General features: G+C 49.7%; 21 protein-coding genes. 17 read left to right on the forward strand and 4 right to left on the reverse strand.

Features of this window, described 5'->3' with window-relative positions:
* Positions 1 to 201: 201 nt before the first annotated feature.
* Positions 202 to 702 (reverse strand): metallophosphoesterase family protein, encoded by a 501-nt coding sequence (locus EPD17_RS09775; RefSeq protein WP_132053813.1) that lies wholly within the window; start codon positions 700 to 702, stop codon positions 202 to 204.
* A gap of 203 nt (positions 703 to 905) precedes the next feature.
* Here EPD17_RS09775 and EPD17_RS09780 point away from each other — a divergent pair, with 203 nt between their 5' ends.
* The 12 genes from EPD17_RS09780 (at position 906) to carA (ending at position 9,641) form a co-directional block, all read left to right on the forward strand.
* A complete protein-coding gene (locus EPD17_RS09780) occupies positions 906 to 1,085 on the forward strand; it encodes a hypothetical protein (protein ID WP_132053814.1) in 180 nt (59 codons plus the stop codon).
* 232 nt (positions 1,086 to 1,317) lie between these two features.
* Positions 1,318 to 2,475: a homogentisate 1,2-dioxygenase gene (locus EPD17_RS09785; protein ID WP_132053816.1), complete on the forward strand. Its 1,158-nt coding sequence runs from the start codon at positions 1,318 to 1,320 to the stop codon at positions 2,473 to 2,475.
* Between the two features lie 128 nt (positions 2,476 to 2,603).
* Complete coding sequence (locus EPD17_RS09790) at positions 2,604 to 3,008, forward strand: hypothetical protein (RefSeq protein WP_114236892.1); 405 nt, start codon at positions 2,604 to 2,606, stop codon at positions 3,006 to 3,008.
* 268 nt (positions 3,009 to 3,276) lie between these two features.
* The gene (infA, locus tag EPD17_RS09795; RefSeq protein ID WP_432803738.1) at positions 3,277 to 3,435 is read left to right on the forward strand and encodes a translation initiation factor IF-1; all 159 of its coding nucleotides are present in this window, start codon (positions 3,277 to 3,279) and stop codon (positions 3,433 to 3,435) included.
* A gap of 90 nt (positions 3,436 to 3,525) precedes the next feature.
* Positions 3,526 to 3,642: a type B 50S ribosomal protein L36 gene (gene ykgO / locus EPD17_RS09800; RefSeq protein WP_114236891.1), complete on the forward strand. Its 117-nt coding sequence runs from the start codon at positions 3,526 to 3,528 to the stop codon at positions 3,640 to 3,642.
* A gap of 112 nt (positions 3,643 to 3,754) precedes the next feature.
* Positions 3,755 to 4,135 (forward strand): 30S ribosomal protein S13, encoded by a 381-nt coding sequence (gene rpsM / locus EPD17_RS09805; RefSeq protein WP_114236890.1) that lies wholly within the window; start codon positions 3,755 to 3,757, stop codon positions 4,133 to 4,135.
* 203 nt (positions 4,136 to 4,338) lie between these two features.
* Entirely contained in the window at positions 4,339 to 4,749 is a 411-nt protein-coding gene (gene rpsK, locus EPD17_RS09810) for a 30S ribosomal protein S11 (RefSeq protein ID WP_114236889.1), read from the forward strand.
* Between the two features lie 180 nt (positions 4,750 to 4,929).
* Positions 4,930 to 5,535, forward strand: a complete 606-nt coding sequence (gene rpsD, locus EPD17_RS09815) for a 30S ribosomal protein S4 (protein ID WP_114236888.1) — start codon at positions 4,930 to 4,932, stop codon at positions 5,533 to 5,535.
* 134 nt (positions 5,536 to 5,669) lie between these two features.
* On the forward strand, positions 5,670 to 6,671 hold the full coding sequence (locus tag EPD17_RS09820) for a DNA-directed RNA polymerase subunit alpha (RefSeq protein WP_114236887.1): 1,002 nt from the start codon (positions 5,670 to 5,672) through the stop codon (positions 6,669 to 6,671).
* A gap of 202 nt (positions 6,672 to 6,873) precedes the next feature.
* The gene (gene rplQ / locus EPD17_RS09825) at positions 6,874 to 7,407 is read left to right on the forward strand and encodes a 50S ribosomal protein L17 (RefSeq protein ID WP_132053818.1); all 534 of its coding nucleotides are present in this window, start codon (positions 6,874 to 6,876) and stop codon (positions 7,405 to 7,407) included.
* 116 nt (positions 7,408 to 7,523) lie between these two features.
* The gene (locus tag EPD17_RS09830; RefSeq protein ID WP_165929584.1) at positions 7,524 to 8,456 is read left to right on the forward strand and encodes a DUF2167 domain-containing protein; all 933 of its coding nucleotides are present in this window, start codon (positions 7,524 to 7,526) and stop codon (positions 8,454 to 8,456) included.
* Between the two features lie 75 nt (positions 8,457 to 8,531).
* Positions 8,532 to 9,641: a glutamine-hydrolyzing carbamoyl-phosphate synthase small subunit gene (gene carA / locus EPD17_RS09835; protein ID WP_132053822.1), complete on the forward strand. Its 1,110-nt coding sequence runs from the start codon at positions 8,532 to 8,534 to the stop codon at positions 9,639 to 9,641.
* 171 nt (positions 9,642 to 9,812) lie between these two features.
* Here the strand turns inward: carA and EPD17_RS09840 are convergent, their stop codons facing one another.
* Positions 9,813 to 10,757 carry an alpha/beta hydrolase gene (locus EPD17_RS09840; RefSeq protein WP_132053824.1) on the reverse strand — a complete coding sequence of 315 codons (945 nt, stop codon included), beginning with the start codon at positions 10,755 to 10,757 and terminating at the stop codon, positions 9,813 to 9,815.
* Positions 10,758 to 10,908: 151 nt separating this feature from the next.
* On the opposite strand from EPD17_RS09840, the gene EPD17_RS09845 reads away from it, so the two are divergent.
* On the forward strand, positions 10,909 to 11,442 hold the full coding sequence (locus tag EPD17_RS09845) for a GNAT family N-acetyltransferase (protein WP_132053826.1): 534 nt from the start codon (positions 10,909 to 10,911) through the stop codon (positions 11,440 to 11,442).
* Positions 11,443 to 11,537: 95 nt separating this feature from the next.
* Positions 11,538 to 11,960 carry a type II 3-dehydroquinate dehydratase gene (gene aroQ, locus EPD17_RS09850; protein ID WP_132053828.1) on the forward strand — a complete coding sequence of 141 codons (423 nt, stop codon included), beginning with the start codon at positions 11,538 to 11,540 and terminating at the stop codon, positions 11,958 to 11,960.
* Positions 11,961 to 12,039: 79 nt separating this feature from the next.
* Here the strand turns inward: aroQ and EPD17_RS09855 are convergent, their stop codons facing one another.
* Both EPD17_RS09855 and EPD17_RS09860 read right to left on the reverse strand, forming a co-directional pair.
* Positions 12,040 to 14,175, reverse strand: coding sequence for an FUSC family membrane protein (locus EPD17_RS09855; protein ID WP_132053830.1), 2,136 nt, complete (start codon positions 14,173 to 14,175; stop codon positions 12,040 to 12,042).
* A 364-nt stretch (positions 14,176 to 14,539) separates the two neighbouring features.
* A complete protein-coding gene (locus EPD17_RS09860; protein WP_132053832.1) occupies positions 14,540 to 17,047 on the reverse strand; it encodes a WD40/YVTN/BNR-like repeat-containing protein in 2,508 nt (835 codons plus the stop codon).
* A gap of 115 nt (positions 17,048 to 17,162) precedes the next feature.
* Here EPD17_RS09860 and EPD17_RS09865 point away from each other — a divergent pair, with 115 nt between their 5' ends.
* From EPD17_RS09865 to EPD17_RS09875, 3 genes are all read left to right on the forward strand, one after another.
* Positions 17,163 to 17,891, forward strand: a complete 729-nt coding sequence (locus EPD17_RS09865; protein WP_132053834.1) for a toxin-antitoxin system YwqK family antitoxin — start codon at positions 17,163 to 17,165, stop codon at positions 17,889 to 17,891.
* A gap of 709 nt (positions 17,892 to 18,600) precedes the next feature.
* A complete protein-coding gene (gene rpsA / locus EPD17_RS09870) occupies positions 18,601 to 20,571 on the forward strand; it encodes a 30S ribosomal protein S1 (RefSeq protein ID WP_132053836.1) in 1,971 nt (656 codons plus the stop codon).
* Positions 20,572 to 20,787: 216 nt separating this feature from the next.
* Positions 20,788 to 21,555 carry a lysophospholipid acyltransferase family protein gene (locus EPD17_RS09875; RefSeq protein WP_132053838.1) on the forward strand — a complete coding sequence of 256 codons (768 nt, stop codon included), beginning with the start codon at positions 20,788 to 20,790 and terminating at the stop codon, positions 21,553 to 21,555.
* Positions 21,556 to 21,828 lie beyond the last annotated feature (273 nt).

Raw genomic sequence — 21,828 nt, forward strand, 5'->3', positions numbered from 1 at the left:
TGTTATTTATAGGATTGTAAAAAGCATTTGTCACTTGCGATCCAATGCATTCATAAACATATTACGGCTACAGTATTTTCCACTTCAATCCAAAAGGCACTAAATGTGCTTTGTGTTCTCTGAATAGGTCAATAATTTATCTTCTAATCTTGGTGCCCCTTCATTCCTTCGTGTCTTCGTGGTTCAAAAAAAGCTCAAAACCTACCGCACACCACGCCGTCCCAGTTCAATTACTTCGCAATCTTTAATTTCTTTTCCATCTATCGTAAACCGCAGCAGCGTTCGCATTTGGTGCCAGCCCTGGTTGCCGGCTGCACCGGGGTTCATGTGCAGGCAGGCATATTTCTGATCGTACATCACTTTTAAAATATGCGAATGACCGCAGATAAATAGGCCCGTTGGCGTGGTGGCCAGTTCCTTCCGTACAGCCGGCGCATATTTACCCGGGTAGCCGCCAATATGCGTCATCAGCACTGGCACCTCTTCGCATTGCCAGCGCAGTGTTTCGGGAAATTGGTGGCGGATTTCGTTATCGTCGATGTTGCCAAAAACACCCTTCAGCGTTTTGAACGGTGCCAACTGCTCGGCAACACCAGGCCCAAAGTCGCCGCCATGCCATACTTCGTCGCATTGTTCAAAATGTTTGAAAACTGCATCGTCCAAAAAACCATGTGTGTCGGAGATCAAACCAATCCGGGTCATGAATGCAAGTTCCGCGAAGTAAGCCTACATGCAACAGCCGGTTGAGAAAAATTTCCCCAAAAATTGGGGCTGCTGCAAAGAAGGAGATGTTGCATAAAAAATTAATGTATGGGCAACTCGCTGATTTTAAAAGCAAAATCCCTGCGCAGTTCCGGCCTGCTTTGTGGCCCGAAATATGAACAGGTACTGGAAAGCGTTGTCATATGAATGAAATGATGGATACCCAAATGAACAGTGTATTTGATGGTGGCCAAACTGCTTCGGGCAGTGCCGAAATGGTGCAGCGGGAACATGTAGTGATTTGCGGTTTGTGCGGAGCGGTGGAGCGCCCCTTAGGGCCACACAAATCGGAATGTCCCAATTGCGATGATTATATCTATTAAATAAATGGTTCGTACCCGTTGATAACATTTTCTACCCTTTAACCTATCAGCTGGAGTGCCAGCCCCTATGTGCCAGAGCAGCAACCTGCTTTGGCTTTTTTTGTACCTTGCCACAGGATTTCGGATTTGCGATTTCGGATGTACGATTGGATTGCCAACGGGCATATTATGCACCTTTTATGTTGTTCCGCAATCGTCATTCGTAAATCCCAAATCGTAAATAAAGATTGCTATGCCCCAATACCACCAACTGGGCACCGTGCCGCACAAACGGCATACCCAGTTTCGCAAGCCCGATGGCGGCCTGTACTCCGAACAGCTGTTTTCCACCGAAGGTTTTTCCAACGATTACTCGCTGCTGTACCATGTGCACCCGCCCACACAAATCATTAAAACCGGCACCCCGGTGGATGTGCAGCCGCAGATTGCCGAGGAAAAAATGTTGCGCCACCGCAGTTTTGAAGGGTTTAACATCCAACCCGCGGCCGATTATTTGGCAAGCCGGGTACCCGTGCTGGTCAACAATGATGTGCACATTTCCTTGGCCGCACCGCAGCAAAGCCTGGCGGATTATTTTTATAAAAATGCAGATGCCGACGAGTTGTTATTTGTGCACCAGGGCAGCGGCACGCTGCACACACAGTATGGCAAATTGCCTTTTGCCTACGGCGATTATCTCTGTATTCCACGCGGCACTATTTACCAGATCCAATTTGATGGCGCCGACAACCGGTTGTTCATCGTGGAATCGTTTAGCCCCATTCGTTTTCCAAAAAGGTATTTAAGTAAATACGGGCAACTGCTGGAGCATGCGCCGTTTTGCGAACGGGACATCCGCACTCCTAAAGACTTAACAACCCACGATACAAAAGGCGAGATTTTGATTCAGACTAAAAAACGCGGCGTGTTGTACCCGCTGCACTACGGCACGCATCCCTTCGATGTGGTGGGGTGGGATGGATGCTGTTACCCGTATGCATTTTCCATCCACGACTTTGAGCCCATTACCGGCCGGGTGCACCAGCCGCCACCCGTGCACCAAACTTTTGAAGCGCACAATTTTGTGGTGTGCTCATTTGTGCCCCGCAAATACGATTACCACCCGCAGGCTATTCCGGCGCCGTACAATCACTCCAACATCGATTCCGACGAAGTGCTGTATTACGTGGATGGCGATTTTATGAGCCGTAAAAATGTAATGCGTGGCATGATTACGCTGCACCCGGCAGGCATACCGCACGGACCGCACCCCGGCGCTGTGGAAAAAAGCATTGGCAAAGAAGAAACCGGTGAACTGGCCGTGATGGTGGATACTTTTCACCCGCTGATGCTTACCAGGCAGGCACTGGAAATCGAGAACGAAGGATACACGATGAGTTGGGCGGAGTGATAGCTTAAAAGTGAAAAGTCAAAAGTAATTGGCGCGATGCAGTAATTTTTTGGTTCCTACTTTTCCATTGCCACTTAACTCATCATGGTGCAATTTTTTTATATTCAACGATAAAAAAACCTTTGACCATGGTTAAACTCAATGAATTAAAAGCGGGAGATCTCCTGAAAGTACTGGATGAAGGCGGAGTGGAAAGAGAAGGAGTGGTAACCGATGTAAGCCGCGACGAACAACTGGTATGCATGGACAATGGCATCCAGGAATTTTGGTACGAGCCCAGCAAACTGGTGCCCATTCCGCTTACCGAGGCGCAATTATTCCGCCTCGGGTTTGTAAGGGAAGACACCGAACTGGGCGCAAAGTACCTGCGCGGGCCGTTCCGGGTGCTGATCAAAGACCCGGGTAATAATACCGATCTGGAAGTGTGGTACCGTGAAGATCACCGGGTATTTCACCACCCGTTATATGTGCACGAACTGCAAAATCATTACCTCGATATGACCAAGGTGCCGCTGGAAAAAACGGCGGTTTAAGGTGTGAAAAAGTAGCCGGCCGACCACGCAGAGAACAAATTTTTCGAAAAAATGGAACCTGATCGATGGGGCAAAAGGCGCTGTAACACTGTATTTTCCTATAAATTTGTCAAAAAACCGGGCTGTACTCCGCTTATTTGTGGAAAAAGTACAGTCCGGTTTTTATTTTTTGCCTGAATAACGTTATTTTTGCGCTCCCAAAATCTATATGTCAAAGCAACCTTTAATTAAACAGGACGGCGTCATCTTAGAAGCACTTTCGAACGCAATGTTTCGGGTGAAGCTGGAAAACGGCCATGAAATACTGGCAACCATCTCTGGTAAAATGAGGATGCACTACATCCGGATTTTGCCAGGCGATAAAGTAGGCGTGGAGATGAGCCCCTACGACCTGAGCCGGGGACGCATCATCTTTAGGTATAAGTAAGCTATTAGCTGCTAGCTGTTAGCTAACTCGAAATAAAAACAATGTTTCAATTGCTAAAGGCGGCAAGCCGATAGCTAAAAGCTTAAAAAAATGAAAGTAAGAGCATCCATCAAAAAGCGCAGCGAAGATTGCAAGATCGTACGCCGCAAAGGCAAGCTGTACGTGATTAACAAAAAGAACCCACGTTACAAGCAGCGTCAGGGATAATGAAGCTGTTAGCCACTAGCCGTTGGCTATTAGCTCCAACCAAAAAAGCTAAAGGCTAAAAGCTAGTTGCTAAAGGCCTGCATTTAAATACAAACAAAACAAGAAATAAACTATGGCTCGTATTGCCGGCGTTGACTTACCCAAAAACAAAAGAGGCGAAATTGGTCTGACCTATATCTATGGTATCGGACCTGCCACTGCCCGTTACATTCTTGACAAGAACAGCATTGATCGCAGCAAGAAAGTAAACGAGTGGAATGACGAAGACCTGAATGCTATCCGTACTACCATCAACGATGAGTTTAAGGTAGAAGGTGCGCTCCGTTCGGAAGTGCAAATGAGCATCAAGCGCCTGCTGGATATTGCCTGCTACCGTGGCCTGCGCCACCGTAAAGGTTTGCCGGTTCGTGGTCAGCGCACAAAAACCAACAGCCGTACTCGTAAAGGCAAACGTAAAACCGTTGCCGGTAAGAAGAAGGCGCCTAAGAAATAATTGTGTCAGCAACGAGCTGCTAGCTTCAAGCTACAAGTGGTATTTACTTGCGGCTTGAAGCTATTTACTTGTGGCTACATTAACGAAGCAGCATATCACCACATCAATGCCGGATCCGGGCTTCGGCGGGGAGGATTGGTTTGGGGCCAGCGGGCAGCCGCCTGATGGTTTTATTTTAAAATACACAGAACAGATTACCTGTAATGGCAAAAGCACAAAAAGGCCAGCAAAGCGCTAAGGCCGCCGCTAAAAAGCGTATTGTGAAGGTTGACGCCTATGGCGACGCCCACATCACCGCTTCGTTCAACAACATCATTGTAAGCCTTACCAACAAGCAAGGCCAGGTTATTTCCTGGAGCTCTGCTGGTAAAATGGGCTTCCGTGGTTCCAAGAAAAACACTCCTTACGCAGCCCAGATGGCTTCATCTGACGCCGCTAAAGTGGCCCTCGACGCTGGTGTACGCCGCGTTGACGTTTATGTAAAAGGACCCGGCTCGGGCCGTGAAGGCGCTATCCGTGCCCTGGCACAATCAGGCATTGAAGTAGCCATGATCAAAGACGTGACCCCGCTGCCCCACAACGGCTGCCGTCCGCCTAAAAAACGCCGCGTATAATTTTAGTCGGAAGTCCGAAGTCCGTTGTCGGAAGACATTTCGTCGGACTGCGGACTTCCGACTTCCAACTGTTTAGATAGCTTTCAGTTATCTCATTTACTAAAGGGTGCTTCATTAATTTTTACCGCTTTCAACGATGAACGCACCGGTTTCTAAAAAGCGGAAATGAAATAAACTGATATGGCACGTTACAATGGTCCGAAGACCAAAATCTCCCGCATTTTCGGGGAGCCCATCCTGGGCAATGGCAAATGGCTGGGTAAAAACTCCAACCCTCCGGGTATGCACGGCGCACAGCGCAAACGCAAAACCCTAGGTGAGTACGCCCTGCAGCTTCGTGAAAAGCAAAAAGCCAAGTACACTTACGGTGTGCTGGAAAAGCAGTTCCGCAAAACTTTTGAAGAAGCCTCCCGTCGTAAAGGCGTTACCGGTGAAAACCTCATCAAGCTCCTGGAAGCACGTTTGGACAACGCGGTATTCCGCATGGGTATTGCACCTAGCCGTCCTGCTGCCCGCCAGCTGGTTAGCCATAAGCACGTTACCGTAAACGGTGAAGTGGTGAACGTTCCTTCGTTCCAACTGAAGCCGGGCGACATTGTGGCCCTGAAGGACAAGTCGAAAGACAATAGCTCCATCACCAGCCAGGTGCGTGGTAAAAACCAGAAGTTTAGCTGGGTAGACTGGAATGAAACCACCCTTACCGGTACGTTCATTACCTACCCTGAGCGTGAGGCCGTTCCTGAAAACATCAAGGAACAACTGATCGTCGAATTGTACTCGAAATAATCGTGAATGGTGAATCGGCAATCGTGAATATCTTACGGTTGCCGATTTTCATTGACCATTCACCATTGACGTTTCACGTTTGACGATAATCGGTAACTAACCCCAAATTCTAAAAAAGAAAAGGAAAGTCTATTATGGCTATTTTGAATTTTCAGAAGCCCGACAAGATCGTTCTCCAAAAAGTAACCGACTTCGAGGCTCAGTTTGAGTTTCGTCCGCTGGAGCCTGGCTATGGCGTAACCGTAGGCAATGCCCTGCGCCGTGTGCTGCTCAGCTCTTTGGAAGGTTACGCCATCACTGGTGTGAAGATCGAAGGTGTGGAGCATGAGTTTGCCACCATTCATGGCGTTTCTGAAGATGTGGTAGAAATCCTGCTCAACATCAAGCAGGTGCGCCTGAAGAAAGTGGTTGACCACGATGTTCAGAATGAGCGCATCATGCTGAGCATCAAAAACAAAACCGAGTTCACCGCCGCTATGATTGGCGAGGGCACACAAAGCTTCCAGGTAATGAACCCTGAGCTGCTGATTTGCACCCTGGACAATTCGGTGAAACTGGACGTGGAACTGACCATCGGCAAAGGCCGCGGTTATGTACCCGCCGAAGAAAACAAACCAAAGGATGCACCCCTGGGTTACATCCCTGTCGATGCTATTTACACGCCCATCAAAAACGTGAAATACAGCATCGAAAATACCCGCGTAGAACAGCGCACCGACTACGAGAAACTGGTAATGGAAGTAACCACCGATGGCACCATTCACCCCGAAGAGGCCGTGAAGCAAGCCAGCCGGATCCTGATCCAGCACCTGATGATCATCACCGATGAGAACATCACCTTCGACAACAAAGAAGAGAAAAAAGAAGACATCGTAGACGAGCAAACACTGCAACTGCGCAAGGTGCTGAAAACCCCGCTGGAGGACCTCGACCTGTCGGTTCGTGCCTTCAACTGTCTGAAAGCCGCCAAGATCAACTCGCTGAGCGAGCTGGTTCAATACGAGCAGGAAGACCTGATGAAGTTCCGCAACTTTGGCCAGAAGTCGCTTTCAGAAATTGAGCAGGTACTGAACGAACGTGGCCTCCACTTCGGTATGGACCTGAGCAAGCTGGGTGTTGATAAAGACGACATCTAAATAATTTGAAAATTTGAAGATGAACCAATTTGAAAATAATTGGCGTCTTCAAATTTTCATTTCATAACAGATGCTGCAATTCCTTGACACGGTGCAGTATTCTATTCATCACAAAAAATTTGACTAGGAGAAAAGAAGGGAGTTGGTATAACAGCCATTTCTAAATTTTCAAATTTTCAAATTTTCAAATTCAAACAACGTCATGCGTCACGGAGACAAAGTAAACAACCTGGGCCGGAAGAAAGCCCACCGCGAGGCCCTGTTGAGCAACCTCGCCATTCAGTTGATCGCCCACAAACGTATTGTTACCACTTTGGCCAAAGCCAAAGCGCTGCGTACTTACGTGGAGCCCCTGATCACCAAGAGCAAGCAAAACACAACGCACCAGCGTCGTGTGGTGTTTAGCTACCTGCAAAACAAAGAAGCGATCAAGGAACTGTTTGATGTGATCAGCGAAAAAATTGCCGGCCGTCCCGGTGGTTACACCCGCATCCTCAAACTGGGTATCCGTCCCGGCGATAACGCCGAGCAGGCCCTGATTGAGCTGGTTGATTTCAACGAAATTTACGGTAAAGCTGCAGAAGCCAAAGCCGAGCCCGCTAAGCGTACCCGCCGTGCTGGTGGTAGCCGCAAAAAGGCTGATACTGCTGCGGAAGCAGCAACGCCTGAGCAGACTCAAGGCGCTGGCCCGGCTGCAGATGCTGCACCGGAAACTGCAGAACAGCAACCGTCGTAAGCAATACGGTTTACTCTTATTGAAAAGCGGAATGCACATGCATTCCGCTTTTTTTATTGATGAGCTTATTTGATTTTTCCGTTATTTTTACGCCGAACCAAAACAAACTTCAGTACATGAAAACTGCGTTGCTCATCCTGAGCTTTTTCCTGGTCGGCACTTCATTTGCCAATGACCCCACCGATTCACTCAAAATATTTGAGGATCAACTCCGCCAGCTCGATTCCATCGAAAATGCATTGCACTATAAAACCGGCAAAATATTGCTTGCCGACACCAAGGTCACGATCAATGTGCCGGAAAACTTCAAGTTTTTAGAAGCAAAAGAAGCCCGTTATGTGCTGGAAGAACTTTGGGGTAACCTGAAGGGCCAAACTGCGCTTGGCATGCTGGTGCCGAAAAACGAAATGGCCGCAATTGCCAGTTATGCTTTTGTTGTGGAATACAGCGACATGGGCTATGTAAAAGATGATGATGCCCAGGAAATCAATTACGACGAGCTCTTGAAAGAGCTTCAAGATGAAGCTATTGAAGAAAACAAAGAGCGGCAGGCTGCCGGTATTAGTTCGATGTTTTTAGTGGGATGGGCTGCCAAACCCTACTACGATCAGAGCCGCAACGTGTTGCATTGGGCCAAAGAGTTTTCAAGTCCAGGCGAGGAAAGCCATACCCTCAATTACGACGTTAGGGTGCTGGGCCGCCACGGCGTATTGATACTGCAGGCGGTGAGTAATGTTAACCAACTGGACAGCGTAAAGCAAAGCATCAACCCGCTGCTGGGTGCCGTTGCATTTACCGAAGGAAACCGGTACGCCGATTTCAATGAAACGACCGACAACGTTGCTGCATGGACAATTGGCGGATTAGTGGCTGGTAAGATGTTGGTGAAAGGCGGCTTCTTCGCATTTATTGCCAAGTTTTTCAAAATCATCGTCGTGGGTTTTATCGCTTTAGGCGGTGCTATTGTAAAAAGGTTTCGCAACCGGAAAACAGCCGTGGAACCGGCTCCTATTTACCAGCAGTCCGATACGGAAGGGACACCGGTATAAAAAGTTTCGTGAAGTTTAAAAAGAAGCTGGCCATTATGGGCTGGCTTCTTTACTTTTGCGCAATTTGTTTTTAAAATGAGCGAACAACCCAAAGCACTTTTAGTTCTGGAAGACGGCACCGTTTACGAAGGCAAAGCCTTTGGCGCATCTGGCACCACCGGTGGCGAACTTTGCTTCAATACCGGCATGACCGGTTATCAGGAAGTATTTACCGACCCGTCGTACTACGGCCAGGTGCTGATCATGAACAATGTTCATATCGGCAACTATGGCGTAAAAGAAGAGGATGTTGAGTCGGACAGTATTAAAATTAAAGGGTTGATTGCCCGCAACCTGGAGGAACTGTTTTCCCGCAAGCAGGCTGCCGGCTCGCTGGACGAGTACCTCAAAAAACACAAACTCGTAGCCATTGAAGGTGTGGACACCCGTGCACTGGTAACCAAAGTGCGGGAACGCGGCGCCATGAACTGTTTGATTTCCACAGAGATCCTTGACGCCGAAGTGCTGAAAGCCAAACTGGCCGAAGTGCCCAACATGGACGGCCTCGAGCTGGCTTCGGTCGTTAGCACCAAAGTGCCATACGAACTCGGCGATCCCACTTCGCCCATTCGCATTGCCGTGTTGGATTTTGGCACCAAGCGCAACATCCTCAATTGCATGGTTGACCGCGGCGCTTATGTAAAAGTATTTCCTGCAAAAACGCCCTTGTCGGAACTAAAAGCGTTTAGCCCTGCGGGTTATTTTATATCCAACGGTCCCGGCGACCCGGCTGCAATGCCTTATGCCGTAGAAACAATCAAGGAAGTGCTTGCTGAAGACAAGCCTACCTTTGGTATTTGCCTGGGCCACCAGTTGCTGGCGCTGGCCAACGATATTCCAACCTTTAAAATGCACCACGGCCATCGCGGTATGAACCACCCGGTGAAAAACCTGCTGACCGGCAGATGCGAGATCACTACGCAGAATCACGGGTTTGGTGTAGACCCCGAAGCGGTACGCAAAGCGGAGCACATCGAGATCACGCATGTGAACCTCAACGACGAGTCGATTGAAGGCATCCGGGTAAAAGGCAAGCCGCATTTTTCGGTACAATACCACCCCGAATCGACGCCTGGCCCACACGACAGCCGTTACCTGTTTGATGAGTTTGTGAACATGATTCGCCAGCAGGAAGGAGTAGTATAAAAAGCCTCCGCCGTCCGTCATTGCGAGGCACAGCGGATATTTACTTTTCTAATAATTTTTGCGCCGAAGCAAACTCCTTTGACCTTTGGGTTTTTAGGAGCTTGCTTCGGCGCTTTTGTTTTATAAAATAGGCTGGTGCGTCCGGCACCTCGCGATCACGGGCAGCGGATTTTATTTTTTTCGGATAAACTTCACCAGTGCATCCACCAGACCCGGCGCTAAAGGCAGCTCGGGTTTTGAATAGGTAGCAATGTTAGCGCCCCGGTCTGCCGGTGCCGTTTTCAGCACATGGTTCATGCCTTCGATAATGGCAACGGTGCAATTCTTACACGCCATCGATAAGGCAGTGCTGTTTTCTACGCCCACCTGTATGTCTGTTGTGCCCTGTACAACCAGCACCGGCATTTTTAACCGCGCCACAATTTGCTGTGGCTCTTGTTTGAACCATGAAGTCATATAGGGCTGAATGGTGGGGCGGAGCAAACCCATGAGCGCCGGGTTTATTTTGTGCACCGTATGGCCGGCTTTTAAACTGTCCATTGCCTGGTACGCTTCCGTTTTTAGTGCTTCCGGAACAGCACTCAATTGTTTGCGCAGCAACGAATCGGCCGCAAAGCCCGGACCGGCAATGGAAATATAACCTGCTGCCTTTACCCGTTCGGCCAGCAGCATGCCCACCGTGGAGCCTTCGCTATGGCCCGCAATAAAAACACGTTTAACACCGCTCTCTTTTTGCAGCAGTTCAAAAAAAGCCTGTGCTACCAACACATTGTCTTCAAAACGCAGCTTTTCTTCCCGAACAGCGCCGGTGCTTTTACCAATAAAACGCTTATCGTAGCGCAGTGAAGCAATGCCATGCAGCGCCAGGCTGTCGGCAACTTGTTTGTAAGCATTGGTGCGCATTGTTGGCTGGTTGCCATCTCGGTCGGTAGGGCCGGAGCCTGCAATGATCAATACCGCATCGCCGGTAAAGGCCTTTTGCGGTCGTAATACACTGCCATAGATCTTCATCGAATCGGGTTGCACGGACACCTCTTTCTCGATGGTCCCGTCTACCTGGCAGGCAGCGCTCAGTGTCCACACAAAAGCCGCAAGCAGCAATATCATTTTATTCATAAATGTTCAATTTTCCGACAGCTAACAATTTACCCAAAATAGCGCAAGGAGTTGTTCATATCAATCAACCACACATGTGATAAAAATATCCTGGCAAAGCGGCTGCCGGGCTACATTTGACATAACCTTTTGCATTGGCTAAATTCAAACTATGTTTTCGCAGCGTTTTAAGTTGGAAGCATTTCAACCCGCCGACCAGGCTTTTGTTTTTGAAGGCCTCAGCCACCCGGATGTGATCCGCTATTATGGCGTGCAGTTTCACAGCTACGAAGCTACGCGGGTGCAGATGGAATGGTTTGAGCACATCATCAAAGAAAATAGCGGGCACTGGTGGAAAATAGTGAGCCTGCAAAATGGCGACCGGGTAGGAGCCATTGGTATGAACAACTACCAGCCCCAACACCGCTGCACGGAAATTGGTTACTGGCTGTTGCCACCCTTTTGGAAAAAGGGCATCATTAGCGAAGTGCTGCCGCTGGTGCTGCAGTATCTTTTTACGGGCCGGAACATGCACCGCGTAGCCGCATCTGTTGAAGTAGGCAACGACGCCAGCAGCAAGGTTTTGGAGCGTGCCGGCTTCCGTCTTGAAGGGGTGCAGCGCGACTGCGAATTTAAAAACGGTGGGTTGATTTCGCTTAAATGGTACAGCCTTTTGGAATCGGAGTGGCGGATGTTGATTCAGTAAAAACTGCAGACATACTGTAATTGTTAGCGGCGCTTTTTACTGTAAAATATAAAGCCGGAAATACCGAAATTGCGCAACACAGCAACACATCAACTATGACCATTGCCATCATCAACGGACCCAATCTGAATCTGCTTGGAAAACGCGAACCGGGTGTGTACGGCAGTGAGACTTTTGATGCCTACTTGCAAAAACTGGTGGCGCAATATCCGCAAGTGCAGTTTCATTACTACCAAAGTAATGTTGAAGGGGAATTGATCAACGAGTTGCAACGGGTGGGTTTCGACCATGACGGCATTATTATGAATCCCGGAGGCTACACGCATACCTCAGTAGCCATTGGCGATGCCATTGCCGCAATCACCACGCCGGTGGTGGAAGTGCATATTTCGAATGTGCATGCCCGTGAGGAGTTTCGCAAAATATCGCATGTATCGGCGAAGGCGGCGGGCAGCATTATTGGTTTGGGTTTGAAAGGGTATGAGCTGGCTGTGGAGTGGCTGTTGAGAAAAGGCTAATTCGCATTTATTTTGCAATGAAAAGCGAGATTTTTAGCGCCTTTTTCAAATGAAAAATACACACACTTACGGGGATGGCTTAGGCTGCCACTGCAGCGCCGGCCTTGGCAATATCTTCTCCCAGCCGCTGCATGAATTCGATCTGCCTTTTCAGCAACACTTCATCCGGACTTAGCGGCGCCCCGGTTTCCTCTGTCACCGCCAGCGATTCAAGCGCTTTTGCCGAACAGGGCGTATTCATTTGTTCGAGGCTGGTGCACAGCGTGTTGACCAATTTGCGCATGGCACGGTTCAGTTCGGCCGGATACACTTTTTCGGGCTGGCTGCGCAGCGTGGATGCCAGTGTGGCAATGTTTGAAAAAAGGATGTGATTGAGCACCACAAACTGCTGGATATGCGAACTGTCCCTTCTCGTCTTTTTCGGTTCGGAAAGCATGCGCTGGAAAGCCGCAGCCAGGTTGGCCGATGACACATATACTTCCTTGCGGGCCAGTTTGTAATCATGCAGCGCCACTACATTTCCTTGGAACATTTCGGCTACACGAAACAGGTAGTTGCTGTTGGCTTTCAGCATATCCTTCAGGTGTTTCTCCATTTCATCACGTTCCCAGGTGGGAAACAGCAGGTAACCCGCCAGCAGCGCAATGATGCACCCCAGCAACGTATCTACCACCCGCTCTTCCACCACCTTGCCAAGGCTCATGCCCATAAAGTGAAAAAAGATCAGCAGGAACGGGGTCATCAGCGCAACGGCCGCCAGGTACTGGGTGCGGATCAAACTGTAAGTGCCCAACATCAGGAGTACCAGCAGGCCAAACAACACATTTTTATCGTGCACCAAAAGCAGCAGCCCGATGCCGATGGCCCCACCGGCAAGCGTGCCCACAATGCGTTCAATATTGCGCTGGCGGGTAAGGCTAAACGAGGGCTTGAGCATGTAAATGGTCGTCATCAGGATCCAGTAGCTGTGGTGGCTTACCGCAATGAATTTTGACACCGCAAAACCCACCAGTGCCGCAATGGCTACCCGCAACGAAAAGCGGAACACCGATGAATTAAAATTCATGTTGCTCCACAGCACATTGGCCTCCAGGCTTTGGTGCGATACAAACCGGTCGAGGTGCACCGATTCTTTTTGTCGCCCGCTGCCGCGGCCAAAATACAACCGCAGGTCCTCCATGCGCTGCATCATGCGGCGAATGTTTACCAACAGTCTTTTCAGGATCAGGTTACTTTGGTCGCCGTTGGATTGCAAGGCATCTATTTCTTTTTTCAAGTCTTGGATGGCGGCACTAAAATCCATCCGGGCTACATAATTAGTATTCGATTGAATGGCCAGCCCAATGCTTTCCAGTTCGTTAGCCATCGACCGTGCGATGGTGGCGATATGCTGGAGCATGCCGGTTTCCGCAAAGTTCTTGCGCAGCATCCGGTAGTCGTAAAACGAAGCGGTGGTTTCTTCAAAAAGATCAACCGTGTCGGTAAAAGCCAGCAGCAGGCGGCGGCCCGGCGTGGACGAGTCTTTTACAATCTGCCTCGTTTTAAACAAGATCTGGCGCACATCATCTTGTTTCTGGCTCACCTCCATGTGTTGGGTTACCAGCCTGCGATAGCTGCCCTCCAGGTCAATGTTGCAGTCGTAAAAATCGGCTTTGATGCGCAGGTATCGGGCCACTTCCTGCACACATTCACCCAACGTACGCTGCGCCATGCGAAAGGGCCTGATGTGGTAAGAGAGCAGACTGATAACCGTGTACCAACCACCGCCCAGTAAAATAAAAAGCGCTGTGACAAAAGTGTTGTGCGGTGCCGGCGTTTGATCATGCTCCATCGTAAGCACCATTACCAGCAACGCGGCACTGCCTACGGCGCCGCCGCGGTTGCCATACACCAATAGCATAGAGAAGAAAAAGCTCAGCGCAAAAATGAGCACGCCCATGCCCACCAGGTAAGAGCGCATGGAAATGGTGGCCAACGCAGTTAGGAAAATAAAAAAAAGGCTGAACAGCATCGTGTTGGTGCGGTTGCGGATGGCCCCCGGTGTATCGGTGATGCTAACGGCCAGCGCACCCAGCGAAAACAAAATGCCGGTTTCGGTAGCGCCCAAAAAAGCGCCCAGCAAAGTAGGCACCAACACGGCAACAGTGGTTCGAAAGCCGTCGGCAAAATTTTGCCCCCAAAAAAAACGCCGAATGACTCTGTCTGCTTCTTTCATGAATCCTTCCGCTAAGCTGTTCAAAAAATAGTGCCGCTGCAAAGTTGGCCTTTTTGCCGCACATGAAGCATTTACCGAAGTGCGACATTTTATTTATAAAGCAACAATGGAAAACAGAAATGGAAGAGAATTGGCTATCTATTAAAATGCGGTGCATTGTATCGTATAAATGCAATGTCGGAATTTATAAAGAGTGCAGGCTAAACGTAATATTGGTGGGATGCAATGCAAAGAAAGGCATCAATGAATACCGCTAAGTGGAAGTGCTTTCATAAAAACAATAGCCCTATCCATGATAGGGCTATTGTGAGTACAAAAGGGTTGAAATCGAGGAATTGCTCCTTTGCGCAACATTTGCAGTTGTCTATTTCGCACCAGCAGCAGCCGGCAGTTTTGCTACATACAAACTGCGTCCATGCGTGCCCAGCACAATTTCGCGTTCCCGTTCCTGGATGGCAATGTCGTGCACCGGGATGGACCGGGGCAAACCGGCGTTCCACATCATAAAGGTTTTACCGCGGTCGGTGGATACATACAATCCGCCATCGGTACCTACATAAAGGACGTTTTCGTTCCAGGGGTCTTCACGCACCACGTTGATTGACTCAGTGGGCAGGTCGGTGCCCAGTTGCTGCCAGGTGGCACCGTGGTCTTCGCTTACAAAAAGGTAAGGTTTAAAGTCATCGTTGCGGTAGCCGTTAAGCGATGCATACACCCGTGGCTCGCTGAAACGGGATGCTACCACGCGGCTCACCCAAAGGCCTTGGGGCAGTTGTGCTGATGCGGCTTTTTTACCAGCCATGGCATTGCCCACCTGCGTCCAGCTAAAGCCTGCATCTTTCGATACCTGGATGCGGCCATCGTCGGAGCCAGTGTACAGCAGTCCAAAACGCAGCGGCGATTCGGCAATGGTGGTAAGCGTACCAAAGGGCACATCGCCTTCGCGTTTACCGCCGGTGAGGTCGGCACTCAATGGCGATAGACTATCGCCGCGGTTAAAGGAGCGGTATAGGCGGTTGGCGCCAATATAAAATACCTGCGGGTTGTGCTTGCTCAGCAGGATCGGCGTTTGCCAGTTAAAACGCAGCGGCGCTTCGCCCAACTGGTGCATCGGCCGCACCGATTTGCGGCTGCGCGATTCCATTTTGTTGATGCGTGCATAAGCACCAAACTGTGAGCCGGTGTAAACGGTTTGGTTGTCGGTGGTGTCCACCTGCACCTGCATGCCGTCGCCGCCTGCAATACTTTTGTACGGATAATTGCCGCTTTGGTGCCAGGCCGTGCCGAACCGGTAAGTAGATGGTCCCCACCAAACGCCATTGTCCTGCAAACCGCCATACACATTATAAGGGCGGGCATTGTCAACGGTTACGGTGTAAAACTGTCCCAGCGGTGGCGTGTTAGCTTTGAACCAGTTCTTGCCGTCATCGTAGCTGATGTTGAGGCCGCCATCATTGCCGCTAAAAATATGGCTGTCGCGGGCCGGGTTGATCCACACTGCGTGGTGGTCGGCATGCACATTATCGTCGGCCATTTCGGTAAATGTTTTACCACCGTCGGTTGAGTATTCGATGCTGATGCCGGTAATGACCACTTTCTGGTCGTTGGCCGGCGACACATAAATTTTACCGAAATAATATCCAAACGTGCTGTACAGGTTCAGTGCTTTGGTGTTGGTTTTGCGCCAGCTTTTACCTCCATCTTCGCTGCGGTACACTTCGGCGCCAATGGGCGTTCCCTGGAATCCGTCGTTCACGTTGAGGTGATCGTACAACACGGTTGGTTTCCAGCGGCCGGTTGCCACACCGGCTTTGATGGTGGCGCCGTTGTAGCGGTTGAGCAGTCCCACTTGTTTTAAAAACGTATCAATCTTCGCGGTATTTAAGGCTGCAAATTGCGCTGCGGTCAGGTTTTTAAAATCGTTGAGCACATATTTGGCGGTGTCTTTTTTCGCAGTGTCGGGGCGTGCCTGCTGGTTGTCAACAATGGCATACACAATCTGCGGGTTTTTGGGGTAAACGGCCAGGCCAATACGGCCCACATGTGCGCCTGCAGGAAAACCCGAACCGCCTTTTGTGAGCAGCGTCCAGGTAGCGCCGCCATCCACACTTTTATAGATGCCGCTGGTAGCGCCGCCTTCTTCAAAGTTCCAGGCGCTGCGGGTACGATACCAGGTTGCAGCATACAGTTCGGACGGGTTTTGCGGGTTTATTTCCAGTTCTACCACGCCTGTATTTTCGTCAATGGCCAGCGTATGTTTCCAGGTTTTACCACCGTCCGTGGTTTGGTAAATACCCCGCTCTTTATTGGGCGAATACAGGTGGCCCATCGCCGCCACCCAGGCTATGTCGGGATTGGTGGGGTGCAATTGTATTTTACCAATATGGTGCGATTCGGGCAGGCCCAGGTATTGCCAGATTTTGCCCTTATCGTTGCTTTTATAAACACCTAGCCCCGCATACGTAGAGCGGCTGCTGTTCACCTCCCCGGTGCCCACCCAAATGGCGCCGGTTTTCCAATCCACGGCAATATCGCCAATGGTCATCACGTCGAGGCTGTCGAACAGGGGCGTAAAACTTTGCCCGTTGTTGTTGCTGTACCAAAGTCCGCCGGTGGCGTAGGCTACATAAAATTCAGTGGGGTCGGCGGCGTTTACTTCCAGGTCAACCACCCGGCCACTCATAACCGTGGGCCCGATGTTGCGGAAAGCCGTGCTGTTGTAGGTGGAACGTTGCGCCAGTATTTTTCTTTGTTCCAGCCCTTTCATCCGTTCGGCGGCAGGTGTGGGCTTTACCTGCGCCCCGGCTTTTGGCAAAAGGGTAACAAACAACAAAACGGCCAGGAGGGAGGCTTTGTGTAATTTTGAAAACATAAAAAGTTGAAATTTTCGTTTCTAAGGTAAGCTTAGCCATAGAACAACCAAGAGGTAAAGAATTTGTTGACCCTCAATGCGGTGCCCGGCGGTGCCGTTATTAAAAAATAAAATCATGCGCATCCTTCCCTTTTTTTTACTGCTCCTTTCCTTTGAAAGCTTTGCCCAGTGCAAATCGTTTATCATTGGTGTAAAAGGCGACACCCTCAATTGCGTGGATGTGGCCGGTAAGCGGCAGGGTCGCTGGGTGGAGCGTATTGAAAATGCCAAAGGCGAACGTGGTTACGAGGAGCAGGGTTTTTATTACAATGGTATGAAAGAAGGGCAGTGGCAGCGCTTTTCGCTGGAAGGCGACCTGCTGGCCATTGAAAATTATAAATGGGGTTACAAAAACGGCAAAAGCGTGTACATGACCCCGATGGGCGACCCTGTGCGGGAAGAAAGCTGGAAGGCCGTAAACCCCGAAAATCCATACGATACGGTTGATGTGATCGACCCCGACAACCCGGGCCGCATCATTGAAAAGCGGGTGATCAAGCTGGAAGGCACAGCGCTCCGCCACGGCACCTGGCGCTACTACGATACATTTAGCGGCAAGCTGGAAAAAAAAGAAGAATACATTTTTGATAAAATAAAAACTGAGGGGGAAGCAGGTATTGATGGCCTTGCCGCCGAGGACGACCTGGCCCCGATCGACGTAACCGGCGCCGGCAAAAAGCCCGCTTACAAACCAAAAACCGAAGAAGAGAAAAAGAAAATGCCTAAGCCCCAGGCCGTGATCGATTTTGAGAAAAAGAACGCCGGTAAGAAAAAGGTGCGGGTAAGGGATGGTAGCACTTTTTAATTGATGCTTCATTTCGGAGAACTTTTCATTTCCAATAAATATTTGTTTGCAGCCACTTCACCCGAAGTGGCTGTTTTGTTTGGTGTTTTTTTGTTGGAGCCAGCTTTTGAATTGCTATTGGGCTGCTGTTGCGTCGCACACTGCGGCGTCCTGTAACGCTATTGTGCTTTCCGTTGCACCGTTAGTAAACCGTTGTCCTTCATTAGCTGTCATGCCGAACTTGTTTCGGCATCTCCTTGTGTTTTGGTAAACTCCGATAATAGAAGGGGATGCCGAAACAAGTTCGGCATGACAGACCCCTTGTGCAATAAACGGTCTGCACCATCGCTGGTACAAAGATCTTTTTTTCAAATCGTTTCTGCTCATTCGCCACGCTTTTCGCCCTTGTCATCCTGAGCGCAGCGAAGGATCTGAGCCAGCACCCAAGGAATTTCGAAGAATCACGGACGCTGCGTTTTATTCAATAGTTCGTTATGCTACAATACTCAGATGCTTCGCTGCGCACAGCATGACAAAGCCGTGAACCCAAATGCAATACGAAAGGCTCCATCGGCTGGATGTTAGATGCACTTGTCACACAGGCCTGTCGCCACACCGTTCCCAATAATTTTCGCTGAAGATTTTTTAACGAAACTCCCTGCTGCTGCGGTTTTCTTCTCCACAGGATTGCTTATATTTGCCGCCCCGGAATAAACCCTCCGGAATTTTTATGGAAGAAAATATTGTTAACCCAAACGCTGAAGGCCAGGAGCAGGCTCCGGTAGCGCAGGAAACTGCCGCTGCTGAAACTGCTACAGCGACAACAAATGCACCTGCCGCAGAAGCAGCCCCCGCACAGGAAGCAGCACCAGCTGCCGTAGCTGAAGCGCCAGCTCCCCGCGTAGAAACTGCTCATGACGACTTTGACTGGAGCATCGACAAACGCAACGTTGCTTCTTACAGCAAAGACGAAAAAGAAAAGTATGACAAGGTGTACGAAAACACTTTCGTACAACTGAACGATGGTGAGCTGATCACCGGTACCGTTGTTGGTATCACCAAAACCGACGTGGTACTGAACATCGGCTTCAAGTCCGACGGTCTGATCTCCCTGAACGAATTCCGCGACCTGCAGAACCTGTCTGTAGGCGACGAGGTTGAAGTAATGGTGATCGAAAAAGAAGACCGCCAGGGCAACCTGAACCTGAGCCGCAAACAGGCCCGCATTACCCGTGCTTGGGAACGCATCGTTGAGATCCACAAATCTGGTGAGATCGTTACCGGTACTGTTACCAGCAAAACAAAGGGCGGCCTGATCGTGGACGTATTTGGTATGGAAACCTTCCTGCCAGGCTCACAAATTGACGTGAAGCCGGTAACCGATTACGACCAGTTTGTAGGCAAAACCATGGAGTTCAAGGTGGTGAAGATCAACGAAGCCATCAAGAATGCCGTAGTATCGCACAAAGCACTGATCGAAAGCGATATCGAAGCACAACGTGCTCAAATCATCGGACAGCTCGAAAAAGGCCAGGTACTGGAAGGTACTGTAAAGAACATCACCGACTTCGGTGCGTTCATGGACCTGGGTGGTCTCGACGGTTTGCTGTACATCACCGATATTTCATGGGGCCGCATCAACCACCCTTCAGAGGTGTTGAAGCTGGACCAGAAAGTAAACGTGGTGGTTCTGGATTTCGACGACGAAAAACGCCGCATTTCGCTTGGTTTGAAGCAACTGACCCCACACCCATGGGATGTGCTGCCTGAAACCATTTCGGAAGGCTCTGTTGTAAAAGGCCGCGTAGTTAACATCGAAGACTACGGTGCGTTCCTGGAAATCATGCCAGGCGTAGAAGGTCTGGTACACGTGTCTGAAATTACATGGGCCAACACCCCAATCAATGCTAAAGAGTTCTTTAAGTTGAACGATGAGCACGAAGCCAAAGTGGTTACCCTGGATAAGGACAGCCGCAAAATGAGCCTCTCCATCAAGCAATTGTCTGAAGATCCCTGGAGCACCATCGAAACCAAATTCCCCGAAGGCAGCCGTCACAATGGCGTGGTGAAAAACATCACTCCGTATGGCGTGTTCGTTGAACTGGAACCCGGTATCGGCGGTATGATCCACATCTCCGACCTGAGCTGGCTGAAGCGTTTCAATCACCCAAGCGAGTACACCAAGGTGGCACAAAACATCGAGGTGGTGATCCTGGGTATTGACAAAGACAACCGCAAACTGCAACTGGGACACAAACAACTGGAAGAAGATCCCTGGAACAGCCTGCAGGATACCTTTGCCGTTGGTACCATCCACGAAGCCACTGTTTCCCGCAAGGACGACAAAGGCGCAATCGTACAACTGCCTTACGGTCTGGAAGGTTTTGCTCCCAACCGTCACCTTGCCAAAGAAGATGGCAAAGCAGTTGGTGCCGATGAAACTGCAGAATTCATGGTAATTGAGTTTGACCGCAACGAAAAACGTATTGTGGTTTCCCATGCTCGCATTTGGGAACAAGCTCAGGCCGGCGAACGCGATGCTGCCCGTAAGGAAGCACGTGCACAAGCCGACCAAACCAAGAAAGCCGTTAAAAACCTGCAGGGCAAGGTTGAAAAACCGACCCTTGGCGACCTCGGTGCGCTGGCGCAAATCAAAGAGCGCCTGCAGCAGCAGGAGCAAAAGGGTGGCGAACAGAAATAATTTCTGCCGCTTTATTGCAGCAAACAATACAGCACCTCGCTACGGCGGGGTGCTTTTTTATGACCACTATAAGGTCGCCTTTCTAATTTGTTGGATGTTATTTAGTTAAGGCACAATATTTATTCCCCCAAGTATCAGGGAGTGGATAAATTATTCGGCACCGCAGCAACGCTGTACCGTGCGGCCCTTTATCTTTAACGTTTTAAGCGTTCGAACATGGAAGTTTGGAAAAGGCTGGCGCAATTCAAGATCATTCGCAAACTGGTATATGCAATCGTGGGCATTTTCAGTTATCCCGGCCTTGTTTGGGTAAATAAATTAAAAATCTCCGGCACCGAGCACATCGAAAACCTGCCGCGCCGCAACGTATTGTTTGTTTCCAACCACCAAACTTATTTTGCAGATGTCATTACGTTCCTGCAAATATTTTGTGCGGTAAAATGGCGCAAACGCAACCGCTTGGGTGTGCCTTATTACCTGCTCAACCCGTTTACCAATGTATATTATGTTGCCGCCGAGGAAACCATGAAAAGCTCGTGGATCAGCCGCCTGTTTACGCTGGCCGGCGCCCTCACGGTGAAGCGCACATGGAGGAAAGACGGCTCCGAAGTGCGTCGCGGCTTAGACCCCTCGGACACCCGCAAAATTGAGCGGGCACTGAGCAACAACTGGGTCATTACTTTTCCGCAGGGTACTACCAAGCCCTATGCCCCCGGCCGCAAAGGCACGGCTTACATCATCAAGCATTGCAAGCCCACCGTTGTGCCCATCGTTATCCAGGGCTTTTGGCGTGCTTTCGATAAAAAAGGATTGAAGTTTAAGAAAAGAGGCACCCGCCTTTCGGTAACCTTTAAAACGCCGCTCGACATCAATTACGACGATACTGCAGAAGCCATCCTGGCGCAGGTGATGGATGCAATTGAGCAAAGCAAAAGCCACATGATGCAAGGCGCCCACCACTGGAAAAAGGAAGACGCAGCCTAGAGAAATTTCGAACAGATGAACAAGGAACAGACGAATGTCGAAGTGTGATGAGAATATCGAATAAGGAACAAGGAGAGTAGAATGATGAAGGGGTAGGCGGTGATTCGATTAATGGAGAATTGATTATGGTTTTCGATTGGGAAGAGTTAAAGCGCGGAAACGCAGTTGCGTTGTTATTAAAAATTATTATCAATAACAACATAACATTGGGCAAAGCCCAAACCTGTTGGTAGTAAAAAATCAGTCAATTGCGCGATGTTGGGCGTAGCCCAA

Source organism: Pseudocnuella soli, from assembly GCF_004347775.1.
GTDB lineage: Bacteria > Bacteroidota > Bacteroidia > Chitinophagales > Chitinophagaceae > Flavisolibacter > Flavisolibacter aquaticus.